We start from the raw sequence: 11,959 nt of genomic DNA on the forward strand, positions 1-11,959 counted from the left end.
AGCCTGCAATCGTCAGGGTCGCGCCGGGCAGCGTGTCCTATCGCGAGGCCGGTGATTTCACGCGTGGCGGGCAGCAGGCGGAAGCGCCGCTGCGCGCGATGCGCGTCGACCGGCCGCTGCACATCATGCGAAACCAGGTCTCGTCATCCGACTATCAGCTTTGCGTGCATGATGGCGCTTGCCGCGCGCTGGATCGCGACGTGGCCGTCGCCCCCGATCGCCCCGCAGTACAGGTGAACTGGCACGACGCCGAAGCCTATGCGGGCTGGCTGTCACGCAAGACGGGTCACCATTACCGCCTGCCGAGCGATGCAGAATGGGCCTTTGCGGCCGGCTCCAAATTCAGGGATGATGGTGTAGCGGTCGACGCGGACGATCCTTCAAAGCGCTGGATCAGCCGCTATGAGCGCGAATCCGAACGCGACCTCTCCGACACCACGGCCTATCCGTTCGGCAAGTTCGGCCCCAACGAGCACGGCATCGAAGATCTCGCCGGCAACGTCTGGGAGTGGACCTCGACCTGCTTCGTGCGTTCGCGCGTCGACGCTTCAGGCAATGCCGGCCGCCCGACCGTGAACTGCGGCGTGCGCGTCGCCGAAGGCGCGCACCGCGCCTATGTCACCGATTTCATCCGCGATGCCCGCGCCGGCGGCTGCGCCCAGGGCGTGCCGCCTGCCAATCTCGGCTTCCGCCTGCTGCGCGAGGAGACATCATGGGTTGCAAGCGTGTCGGCAAGGTGGAGCAAGGTGTGGGCGGTGAGGTCGTAGCCGCCTTTGCTTAGCCCGGATGGAGCGAAGCGCAATCCGGGATCAGACCATCTGCTCGCGAGATCCCCGGATTGCGCTGCGCTCCATCCGGGCTACGAAACCTCAAATCTCCCGCGCGAACATGCGAAAGCCGGGCGCGCCGATCAACGCCTCGAACGCGGGATCGCGCTTCTCGTCCGCGAAGACAAAACCGGCCTTGGTATAGGCGCGCTCGGCCGGCATGTTGCCGATCAGGAACGAGATCGTCGCCCTGCCAAATCCGGCCGCCCGGCCCTTATCCAGCGCGTGCGCGACCAGTGCCTGCACGAGGCCGCGGCCGCCATAGGCCGGGTCAGTTGCAACATGTTCGATCATCCAGTCGCCGTCGCCGCCTTGAACCCAGCAGGCGCGCGTGTAGGCGCCGCGTCGCCGGATGGCTTCCAGCTCAGACGGATCGAGCCCCGTCTCGGCGGCAACTTCCTCGATCGCGCACCAGGCCGCGGGTCCCGTACCGGCTGCCGGCACAGCACAGAGCGCGGCGGCCGGCCTGCCATCGACCTCGGCGATCAGGAATTGCGAGACGTGCCACATCGACACGGCATGCGTGAGCGCGATGCGCGCGATGAAATCGCGACACCGCGCATCGGGCCAGCCGAGCGCGACATCGAACCAGCCGCGCGACCGATAGCCGCGCTGCGACGACAGGATGGTTCTTGCGATGAATTCGGCGTCTTCGGGACGCGCCGACCGTATCGTCACGCGCGCCCCCTTTGCGACGACCTTACGTGTTCTTCAGCGCGACACGGAACTCGGCTTCGGTCTTGGCCTTGACCTCGTCGAGCGAGACGCCGTCGGCGAGCTCGATCAGCGCCATGCCGCCATTGCCGTGCTTGTCGATGGTGAAGACGGCGAGGTCGGTGACGACCATGTCGACCACGCGCTCGCCGGTCAGCGGCAGGTTGCACTGCTTCAGGAGCTTTGCGCCGTCCTTGGCCGAATGCTCCATCACCACGACGACGCGCTTGACGCCGGCGACGAGATCCATCGCGCCGCCCATGCCCTTGACCATCTTGCCGGGGATCATCCAGTTGGCGAGATCGCCGTTCTGGGCCACCTGCATGGCGCCGAGGATCGACAGATCCATGTGGCCGCCGCGGATCATGCCGAAGGAATCCGCGCTCGAGAAATAGGAGGTCGAGGGCAGTTCGCTCACGGTCTGCTTGCCGGCGTTGATGAGATCGGCGTCTTCCTCGCCCTCATAGGGGAACGGACCCATGCCGAGCATGCCGTTCTCGCTCTGGAGGCTGACGTCCATGCCGTCGGGGATGTAGTTCGAGACCAGCGTCGGGATGCCGATGCCGAGATTGACGTAGTAGCCGTCACGCAATTCCTTCGCGGCGCGCGCAGCCATCTGTTCACGGGTCCAGGCCATAATTGTGCTCCTGTCGATTCTTTAGTGGCGCGTGATCTGATCGGAAAACCGGTGTCCACTTTTCCGGATCATGCGCTCGTGCGCGGGCGGGTGTTGCGGAATTCGATGCGCTTCTTGGCCGAGCCGACCTCGACGATGCGCTTCACGAAAATGCCGGGCGTGTGGATATGGTCGGGATTGAGTTCACCGGCCGGAACCAGATGCTCGACCTCGGCCACCGTGATCTTGGCGGCGGTCGCCATCATCGGGTTAAAGTTACGCGCGGTCTTGCGGTAGATGAGGTTGCCGGCGGTGTCGCCCTTCCAGGCATGCACGATGGCGAGATCGGCGAACAGGCCGCGCTCCATCAGGTACTTCTCGCCGTCGAACTCCTTCACTTCCTTGCCTTCCGCGATCAGCGTGCCGACGCCGGTCTTGGTGTAGAAGGCCGGGATGCCGGCGCCGCCGGCGCGGATGCGCTCGGCCAGCGTGCCCTGCGGATTGAATTCGAGTTCCAGCTCGCCGGCGAGGAATTGCTGGGCGAACAGCTTGTTCTCGCCGACATAGGACGAGATCATCTTCTTGATCTGCCGGGTTTCCAGGAGGCGGCTGAGTCCGATGCCGTCGACGCCGGCATTGTTGGAGACCACCGTCAGGCCCTTGACGCCGGACTCGCGGATCGCGTCCGACAGCTCCTCGGCGATGCCGCAGAGACCGAAGCCTCCCGACATGATCATCATGTTGTCTTTCAAAATGCCTGACAGAGCCGACTTGGCGTCGGGATAGACCTTGTTCATGCAAAAAACCTTCGACTGAACCTTCGGCTTGGAGGCGTCGCGCCCTATTGGCGGCGATTATTAGGCGAAATCCTCCAAAGCCGTCAATGATACGGGGTTCTCCGCACCGCGCCTGGGTGATAGAAGCTGCCCACGCCGTGGGCAGAACCGTCCGCGGCCTTGAAAGCGACAAGAAAACCCATCAAGTTGCGGGACTTAACACAATAGGGCTTAGGCGTGGGCATGCAGGTTTCCCGGCCCGCCCTGCTGGCTCCAACGACCAACCCGATCAGGACATGCCATTGACCATGGCCCAAGGAATGAAGCGCCTCGGGACGCCGATCGCGGCGCTGCTCGGCGTGGCGCTGATCGCCCTGATCGCGACCTCCTGGCTCATCAACCGCGACGCGCTGCGCAAGGCGGTCGAAGCGCAGATCCGCGACGTCACCGGGCTCGAGCTCAGTGTCGCTGGGAACATCGACATCTCGGTGCTGCCGGCAAGCTATATCTCCTTCCACGACGTCGGCCTCAAGGACGGCGGCACCAGCAATCCCGCGCTCCATGTCGACGTGCTCACCGCCAATCTGCGGCTGCTGCCGTTGCTGCTGCAACGGTTCGAGATCGCCGACCTGACGCTGCTGCGGCCCCGCATCCATGTCAGCCTGAAGCCGGACGGCGAGAGCAACTGGACGCCCTTCATCCAGACCATCGCGCGCACGATGAAGCCCGGGGCCGAGAACCAGATCTCGTTCTCCGAAATCCGGATCCAGGACGGCGTGCTCGGTTACGAGGACGCCGCCACGCACGCCACCGAGCAGTTCAACGACATCGACCTGTCGCTGGCCTGGCCCTCGATCTCGCGCTCCTTCGCCGCGACCGGACAGTTCGACTGGCGCGGCGAGCGTGTCGACGGCACGATCAGCTTCTCCGATTTCGTCGCCGCCCTCTCCGGCGAGCGATCGGGTTTGAAGGCGCGGATCGCCAGCGCACCGCTCAAGCTCGCCTTCGACGGCAGCGTCGCCAACCGCACCAGCCCGATGATGGAAGGTACGCTCACGATCGACAGCCCCTCCTTGCGCAACGCGCTGCGCTGGACCGGGCAGCCACAGCCCGCCAGCGGCGGTTTCGGCCGCTTCGTGCTGAAGGCGCGCGCCAACGTCGTCGGGGCCTCGATCGCGCTCACCAATGTCAATGTCGAGCTCGACGGCAACGCCGCCGAGGGCGTCATGACCTACGCCAATAACGGCCGGCAGACCTTGCAGGCGACGCTTGCCGCCGACGCGCTCGACTTCACACCCTATATCTCCACCTTCCGCCTGCTCGCGAGCGGCGCGCGCGACTGGAACAGGCAGCTGTTCGATCTCAACGGATTGTCGACCACAGACCTCGACATGCGCCTGTCGGCGGCAAAGTTGACGGTCGGGCCGACGAAGCTCGGCCGCACGGCGATTGGCGCCAATTTGCGCAACGGCACGCTGGCGCTCTCGGTCGGCGAGGCGCAGATCTATGGCGGGATCGCCAAGGGCTCGTTCGGCATCGCGCGCTCCGACACCGTCGCCGACATCAAGGCGCAATTCCAGTTCACCGACGTCGATCTCCAGGCCTGCGCCACCGAACTGTTCGGCCTCAACAAGCTGTCCGGCCGCGGCAACATCAACGTGTCGCTGTTCGCCTCGGGCTCGAGCCCGTTCGGCCTCGTGCAGTCGCTCGACGGCAGCGCCACCGTCACCGGGCACGACGGCGCGATCTCGGGCTTCAACGCCGAACAGCTCCTGAAGCGCCTGGAGCGGCGGCCGCTGTCCGGCGGCGGCAATTTCCGCAACGGTTCGACGCCATACAGCAATCTCACCATCGCGGTGAAATTCTCCGACGGGATCGCCACCGCCGAGGACATCCGCATCGAAGGGCCGGCCGCAAAGATCACGCTGACCGGCACCGCCTCGGTGCCGACGCGCGAATACGACATGAAGGGCGTGGCAAGCCTCAATACGACGTCCGGGTTTCAATTGCCCTTCATGGTACAGGGCCCCTGGGACGATCCGCTGATTTTCCCCGACCCTGAAAGCCTGATCCGACAATCGCCTGCGGCGTCTCCCTTCCTCGATCTCCTGAAGCAGCGCATTACCGGAGGCGGAAAGCGCCCCGCGCAGGACGGATCGCCGACGGCGGAGAATGCCAAAGAGAATGCGAAGTCCAACTGAGGATCGCGTTCCTCTGCCGCTGCCCGATGATCGCGAATTGATCAGGGCGAATTGATGCGGCGATTGGATCGATGCACGCGTTAAGCATCTCCACAGGCCGACACACCACGACCTAGGTCTGACAACATGCCGCTAGATCGGATTATCGCCATGCGCTAGTGTTTTATACGACCGGTTAAAAACACCGGCCGTTTGAGGGAGAAAAACGTGAAATCCAAGGTTATTGGCGCAGTATCACTGGCGGTCGCTGCGGCCGGGCTGTTTGCAGCCGCTGCACCCGCATTTGCGCAGCAGAAGACGATCACGGTCTGGTGGGGCAAGGGCTTTTACCGCTCCGAAGACGACGCACTGATCGAGACGATCAAGAAGTTCGAAGCCAAGACCGGCATCAAGGTCGAATTGTCGCAATACGCGATCCAGGACATGATTCCGAAGACGGTCGCCGCGCTCGATGCCGGCACCGTGCCCGATGTCGCCTATTCCGATTCCTATGACGTGCAGGCGCAGGGCAAGTGGGCCTATGAGGGCAAGCTCGAGGATCTCTCCGACGTCATGGAGCCGATCAAGGGCCGGTTCGTGCAGAACACGCTCGATGCGTCGATCCTCTACAACGACGTCGCCAAGAAGAAGGCCTATTACGGCTTCCCGCTGAAGCAGCAGAGCATGCACGTCCAGATCTGGAACGACATGCTGGAGAAGGCAGGCTTCAAGCAGGCCGATATCCCGAACGACTGGACGGGGTACTGGACGTTCTGGTGCGACAAGGTGCAGCCGGCGATCCGCAAGGCCACCGGCCAGCGCATCTATGCCGTCGGCCAGCCGATGGGCGTGGAATCCACCGACGCTTTCCAGTCGTTCTACACCTTCATGGACGCCTATCACGTCAAGCTGGTCGACGATGACGGCAAGCTCACGGTCGACGATCCCACGGTTCGCGAGAACCTGATCAAGGCGATGAAGGACTACACCGACACCTATATCAAGGGCTGCACGCCGCCGTCCTCGACGACCTGGAAGGATCCCGACAACAACGTCGCCTTCCACAACAAGACCATCGTGATGACCCACAACTTCACGATCTCAATCGCGGCGAAGTGGTTTGAGGATTCCTCGAACCAGGCACTGACGCCAGAGCAGCGCGAGGCCGGCAAGAAGGCCTATGAGCAGGACATCATCACGGCTTCCTTCCCCAAGGGGCCGGATGGTTCAACCATCCGCTACCGCTCCGACGTCAAGACCGGGCTGGTCTTCACCGCGGCGAAGAACAAGGCCGAGGCCAAGCAGTTCATCAGCTTCCTGCTCCAGGAAGAGAACGTCCGTCCCTATATCGAGGGCGCGCTCGGCCGCTGGTTCCCGGTGACGAAGGAAAGTCAGGAAAGCCCGTTCTGGCAGGCTGACAAGCACCGCAAGGCCGTCTACACGCAGTTCAAGGGCGGCACCGCGGCGTTCGACTTCACCAAGAACTGGAAGTTCACGATCCTCAACAACGAAAACGTGTGGGCGAAGGCGATGAACCGCGTCGTCAGCGAGAAGGTTCCGGTCGACAAGGCCGTCGACGAACTGATCGCCCGCATCAAGCAGGTCGCGGGTTAAGTCATCCGCCCCTCTCCCCGCTCTGCGGGGAGAGGTGTAAGAACAATACCGGCCGCGTTTTGCGGCCGGCTTCTCTTTGAAGAGTCCGAAAAGAATGGCGATCACGCTCTCTGGCGATCAGGCAATTCCCGGCCCGCCCCTGTCGTCGCGGCTGACCCCGGCGCAGGTCTGGGGCATCGTGCTGCTCGCGCCCTATTTGCTCGTTTTCCTGGCCTTCGTGGTCTATCCCGTCTGCTACGGGCTGTGGCTGGCGCGCGCTCCGGCAAACTATGTGGCGCTCTACAACGACCCGATCTTCGCGCGCGCTGCGGTCAACACGCTGATCTTCCTGGTCATCGGCATCAACATCAAGATGCTGATCGCACTGTTCCTGTCCGGCTTCTTCGCCGTGCAGCGCCCTTGGATCAAATGGCTCTCGGTGATCTTCATCCTGCCCTGGGCGGTGCCATCGATCCCGACCATCCTGTCGGTGCGCTTCATGCTCAATCCCGAATGGGGCATGATCAACCATTTGATCTTCTCCTTCACCGGCGATGACGGCCCGAACTGGCTGAACGACCCGACCGTGGCGCTCAGCATGGCGATCGCCGTGCACATCTGGAAGTCGCTGCCGTTCTGGACGCTGATCCTGATCACCGGCCGCCTTGCGATCTCGCACGATCTGTTCGAAGCCGCCGAGGTCGACGGCGCGAGCTGGTGGCAGAAATTCCGCTACATCACCTGGCCGTCGATGCAGACGCTCTACGTCACCTGCACGCTGCTCTCGATGATCTGGACGCTTGGCGACTTCAACAGCGTCTATCTGCTCACCGGCGGCGGCCCGGCCGACCTCACGCACGTGCTGTCGACGCTCGGCATCCGCTATCTCCGGCTCGACCAGCTCTCGCTGGCGATGGCATCCATCGTCTGCGCAATGCCGTTCGTCCTGCCGCTCGTGTACTTCATGATGAAACGGTTGTCGCGATGAAGCTCCCCTCCTTGCGCGAAGTCGGGACCGAAGCGCGGCTCCTGCTGATCGGCATTCCCGTCTTCCTGTGGACGATGATCCCGATCTATCACATGTTCCTGTTCGCGATCTCCCCGAAAGAGGACGCGTTCTCGGGCAAGCTGTGGCCGGATCATCCGACGCTGCACAACTTCGAGATCGTGTTCAAGCAGCAGCATTACTTCCTGCGCGATTTCTACGTACAGTTCTGGAATTCGGTGGTGATCGCGGCGGCCGTCGGCGCGTTGACGCTGTTCATCGCCACCGCGGCGGCGTTCTCGATCTCGCGGCTGAAGGTGCCGGGCGGACGCGTGGTGCTCAACCTCGCGCTCTTCACCTATTTCATCCCGGCGGCGTTCCTCGCCGTGCCGATGTACCGGACCATGGGCAATTACGGCCTGCTCAACAATCACTGGTCGCTGATCCTGGCGATGGTGACGATCGCCAGCCCCTACGCGATCTGGGTGCTCAAGCAGGCCTCCGACAAGCTGCCGGTCGAGCTGGACGAGGCCGCCGTGATGGACGGCGCCACGACGCTCCAGATCTTCCGTCTGGTCTACCTGCCGCTGATGATGCCCTCGCTGGTCGCGATCGGCACCTATGCGGTGCTGCTGGCCTGGAACGAATATCTCTACGCGTTCCTGCTGCTCTCCAACGACCGCGAGATCACCCTCCCCGTCGCGCTCGGCAACTTCCTTGCCGCCGACGATTCGCCCTGGGAGCTGCTGATGACCACCGGCTTCATCTACGCGCTGCCGCCGGCCGCGGTCTACTACGCCTTCCGCCGCTACATGGTGGGCGGGCTCACGGCGGGTGCGGTGAAGTCCTGACGCGACAGGACGCACCCGGTCGCCGCAAGCACAGCGTTCAAGCGACAACGTGAACAATTGAAGATTGTCCACGCCTGCCCTAAGCTCCGTGCCCCGAATGGTGGGGCACGGCATCATGCGCAGCAACGACGCGATCCATCTCGGCCTGATGCTGCTGGCGCTCGCGATGGCCTACCTGGTGCCGTTCGAGCTGTTGCTGCTGGCCTATGTCGTGCTGGGCCCGGCGCACTATTTCACCGAGATCTCGTGGCTGCACGACCGCAGCTACTACCTGCCTCATCGCGGGATTGCGGCCGCCCTCGCGATCATCGCGGTGGTCGCGGCGCTGATCGACAACGCCTCGTGGTTCGGCTTTGCGATGTGGGGCGCGCTGGTCGTCTGCGCCATGCTGGCGGCCACCACCTCTGCGATCGAGAGCATGCTGCTGTTCATGGTGGCGATCGCGCTGTCCGCAATCATGTATTCAAGCGGATCGTCGCTCGCCGTCATCGGCATCCTGATTCCAACGCTCATCCACGTCTCGCTGTTCACGCTGATCTTCATGGTGCTCGGCGCCTACAGGTCCGGCAGCCGCGCACAGGCCGCGCTGGTGGTGGCCTACCTCGTCGCGATCGCCACGATTCTGCTGCTGCCCCCGGCCGCCGAAATCCGGATCGCGAGCTTTGCCCGGGTCGGCCAGGATTATTTCGGCAATGTCGGCCCGGCCTTGGGGCGTCTGTTCGGCGTACCCGGCCTCGTGCTCGACACCAGGCTGACCAGCCTGCTCGCCTTCGTCTACACCTATCACTACCTCAACTGGTTCATCAAAGCCGACGTGATCCGCTGGACCGCGGTGCCGAAGGCGCGGCTGGCGGCGATGGCGGCCGCCAGTGCGGCGGCCACCGCGCTCTATTTCTACGACTACGCGTTCGGCTTCACCTTCCTGCTGGCGCTGAGCCTGATCCACATCCTGCTCGAGTTTCCGCTCAATGCGCTGGCTCTACGGCAGCTCGGCGCAGTGGTCCAGGATGCAACCCGCGCGCGGTTCGCCGGACGACCGGCTACAGCGGCGCTGCGCTCTCGCCCCGCGAGCTCGACAGCTTCGAAGCGAGCGAAGCGATCACGATGACGATTGCAATCAGGGCGATCACCAGCGTGCAGATCGCGTTGATCTCGGGCTTCACGCCCAGCCGCACCTCCGAGTAGATCCTGATCGGCAGCGTGGCCGAGCCGGGACCGGTGGTAAAGCTCGCAATCACGAGATCGTCCAGCGACAGCGTGAACGCCAGCATCCAGCCCGCGACGATGGCCGGCGCGATCAGCGGCAGAGTGACTGCCACGAACGCGCGGACCGGGTCGCAGCCAAGGTCCATCGCGGCCTCCTCCAGCGAACGATCGAGCGAGCCGAGGCGGGACTGCACGACCACCGCAACGAAGCACATCGTCAGCGTGGTGTGGGCGACCGTCACGGTCCAGAAGCCACGCTCGGCGTTCAGCGCAACGAACAGCAGCAGCAGCGACAATCCCGTGATCACCTCCGGCATCACCAGCGGCGCGTAGAGCATGCCGGAAAACAGCGTCCGGCCGCGAAACCGCTCGCCGCGGGACAGCGCGACCGCCGCGAGCGTGCCGAGCAGCGTGGCGATGGTGGCGGAGGAGACCGCAACCCGCAGGCTCATCCAGGCCGCCTCGATCATGGCGCGGTCATTGAAGAACTCGTGATACCAGCGCAGCGACCAGCCGCCCCACACAGTCACCAGCCGCGAGGCGTTGAAGGAATAGATGACGAGGATGAGGATCGGCAAGTAAAGGAACGCCAGCCCCAGCGTGAGCGAGGCAATGTTGAAGCGGGAGAGGCGGGAGACCTTGCGCATCGTCTCAGCGCCCCTGTTCCAGCTGCCGCTTCTGCAGCCGCTCATACAGCAACAGCGGCACCAGCAGCACCACCAGCAGCACGATGGCCGCCGCGGACGCAACCGGCCAGTCCTTGTTGGTGAAGAATTCGAGCCACAGGGTCTGGCCGATCATCAGCGCGTTGGAGCCGGCCAGTAGGTCCGGAATGACGAATTCGCCGACGATGGGAATGAAGCACAGCAGCACACCGGCGCCGACGCCGGGCAGCGACAGCGGGAAGGTGACGAGCCAGAACACCTGCCAGGGCGGCGCGCCGAGGTCGCCGGCCGCCTCCTCTAGCGCCGGCTCCATCTTGGCGAGCGTGGCGTAGAGCGGCAGGATCATGAACGGCAAATAGGAATAGACGATGCCGATATACATCGCGCTGTCGGTTGAGAGCCACACCACGGGCTGGCTGACCAGATGCAGCGCCAGCAGGATCTGGTTGAGCAGGCCGTCGTGCTGGAGGATGTTGATCCAGGCATAGATGCGAATCAGGAACGAGGTCCAGAACGGCACGATCACCAGCACCATCGCCACCGCCTGCCAACTCCTCGGCAGCCGCGCCATGCCGTAGGCGATGGGGTAGCCGATCAGCAGCAGCAGCGCAGTCGCGGTAACGGCGACGGTGAGGCTGCGCACGTAGGCGAACACATAGATATCGTCGGAGATCAGCAGCCTGAAATTGTCGATCGACAACGCGGCAAGGGCCGTCTTCAGCGCCTCCCACCCCGCCGTCAGGTCGAACACCGGATCGTAGGGCGGCTGCGCAATCGCCGTCTGCGACAGACTGATCTTCAGCACGAAGGCGAACGGCACCAGGAAGAACAGCATCATCCAGAGGTAAGGCGCGATCGCTGCAAAACGCGCCGGCCGCGCGAAGATGCGACGGGAACTCATGATTGCAGCACCACGCAGTCGTCGGGCGTGAACCAGGCAACGACGTTCTGGTTCACGCTGTAGGCGTCGACGTCGAGGCGCGCGCTGTTGACGACTGAAGCTTGCACCGTTCCGCCGGCGTCGAGCTTCACCTTGTAGGTGGTGGTGCCGCCGAGATAGCAGATGTCGGCGATCACACCATCCAGGCTGTTGATCGCCATTTCACGGCCGGCCTCGGACACCGGCCCGCGGCGCGAGAGCTTGACCTTCTCGGGCCGGATCGCGACCGACAATTTCGTCTCGCCAACGGGCTCGCGCGGCTCGGCCGTCACCAGCGTGCCGGCATCGCGCGTGGCAATCACCAGGCGATGACCGTCACGCAGCTTGAACTCGCCTTCGAACACATTGACGTCGCCGACGAACTCGGCGATCCAGCGCGAGCGCGGTGCCTCGTAGAGCTCGCGCGGGCGCGCGACCTGGGCGAGCTTGCCGGCCTTCATCACGCCGATCCGGCTCGCCATCGTCATTGCCTCCTCCTGGTCGTGGGTGACGATGACGAAGGTCGTGCCGAGCCGGCGCTGCAGTTCCATCAGCTCGGCTTGCGTGCTTTCGCGCAGCTTCTTGTCCAGCGCCGCGAGCGGCTCGTCGAGCAGCAGCAGTTGCGGC

12 protein-coding genes are annotated in these 11,959 nt (G+C 64.0%); 6 read left to right on the forward strand and 6 right to left on the reverse strand.

Annotated elements, in window-relative coordinates; translation table 11 throughout:
- The coding region (locus MOV75_RS11935) for an SUMF1/EgtB/PvdO family nonheme iron enzyme (protein ID WP_247005791.1) at window positions 1–767 on the forward strand (767 nt) is incomplete at its 5' end.
- A 102-nt stretch (window positions 768–869) separates the two neighbouring features.
- Here MOV75_RS11935 and MOV75_RS11940 read toward each other — a convergent pair.
- The 3 genes from MOV75_RS11940 to MOV75_RS11950 form a co-directional block, all read right to left on the reverse strand.
- A complete protein-coding gene (locus MOV75_RS11940; RefSeq protein ID WP_246925098.1) occupies window positions 870–1,505 on the reverse strand; it encodes a GNAT family N-acetyltransferase in 636 nt (211 codons plus the stop codon).
- 22 nt (window positions 1,506–1,527) lie between these two features.
- Window positions 1,528–2,178 carry a CoA transferase subunit B gene (locus tag MOV75_RS11945; RefSeq protein ID WP_246925097.1) on the reverse strand — a complete coding sequence of 217 codons (651 nt, stop codon included), beginning with the start codon at window positions 2,176–2,178 and terminating at the stop codon, window positions 1,528–1,530.
- 68 nt (window positions 2,179–2,246) lie between these two features.
- Window positions 2,247–2,954: a CoA transferase subunit A gene (locus MOV75_RS11950; protein WP_246925096.1), complete on the reverse strand. Its 708-nt coding sequence runs from the start codon at window positions 2,952–2,954 to the stop codon at window positions 2,247–2,249.
- Between the two features lie 287 nt (window positions 2,955–3,241).
- Between MOV75_RS11950 and MOV75_RS11955 the strand changes: the two genes are divergently transcribed.
- The 5 genes from MOV75_RS11955 to MOV75_RS11975 all read left to right on the forward strand — a co-directional run bounded on the left by MOV75_RS11955 (window position 3,242) and on the right by MOV75_RS11975 (window position 9,650).
- Window positions 3,242–5,134, forward strand: coding sequence for an AsmA family protein (locus MOV75_RS11955; protein ID WP_246925102.1), 1,893 nt, complete (start codon window positions 3,242–3,244; stop codon window positions 5,132–5,134).
- A 207-nt stretch (window positions 5,135–5,341) separates the two neighbouring features.
- Window positions 5,342–6,727 carry an ABC transporter substrate-binding protein gene (locus MOV75_RS11960; RefSeq protein WP_246925095.1) on the forward strand — a complete coding sequence of 462 codons (1,386 nt, stop codon included), beginning with the start codon at window positions 5,342–5,344 and terminating at the stop codon, window positions 6,725–6,727.
- A 94-nt stretch (window positions 6,728–6,821) separates the two neighbouring features.
- Complete coding sequence (locus tag MOV75_RS11965) at window positions 6,822–7,694, forward strand: carbohydrate ABC transporter permease (RefSeq protein ID WP_246925093.1); 873 nt, start codon at window positions 6,822–6,824, stop codon at window positions 7,692–7,694.
- Window positions 7,691–8,542, forward strand: coding sequence for a carbohydrate ABC transporter permease (locus MOV75_RS11970; RefSeq protein ID WP_246925092.1), 852 nt, complete (start codon window positions 7,691–7,693; stop codon window positions 8,540–8,542). The genes MOV75_RS11965 and MOV75_RS11970 overlap by 4 nt, the downstream gene beginning before the upstream one ends.
- Window positions 8,543–8,657: 115 nt before the next feature.
- Window positions 8,658–9,650, forward strand: coding sequence for a hypothetical protein (locus MOV75_RS11975; protein ID WP_246925090.1), 993 nt, complete (start codon window positions 8,658–8,660; stop codon window positions 9,648–9,650).
- Here MOV75_RS11975 and MOV75_RS11980 read toward each other — a convergent pair.
- From MOV75_RS11980 to MOV75_RS11990, 3 genes are all read right to left on the reverse strand, one after another.
- Window positions 9,583–10,395 (reverse strand): ABC transporter permease, encoded by an 813-nt coding sequence (locus tag MOV75_RS11980; RefSeq protein ID WP_246925088.1) that lies wholly within the window; start codon window positions 10,393–10,395, stop codon window positions 9,583–9,585. The two genes, MOV75_RS11975 and MOV75_RS11980, sit on opposite strands and share 68 nt — an antisense overlap.
- A gap of 4 nt (window positions 10,396–10,399) precedes the next feature.
- Window positions 10,400–11,314: an ABC transporter permease gene (locus MOV75_RS11985; RefSeq protein ID WP_246925087.1), complete on the reverse strand. Its 915-nt coding sequence runs from the start codon at window positions 11,312–11,314 to the stop codon at window positions 10,400–10,402.
- Window positions 11,311–11,959 (reverse strand): ABC transporter ATP-binding protein (locus MOV75_RS11990; protein ID WP_247005800.1); only part of this gene is annotated, 649 nt, incomplete at its 5' end. The genes MOV75_RS11990 and MOV75_RS11985, both read right to left, overlap by 4 nt.

Origin of the sequence: Bradyrhizobium sp. PRIMUS42 (assembly GCF_023006515.1) — a bacterium.
GTDB lineage: Bacteria > Pseudomonadota > Alphaproteobacteria > Rhizobiales > Xanthobacteraceae > Bradyrhizobium.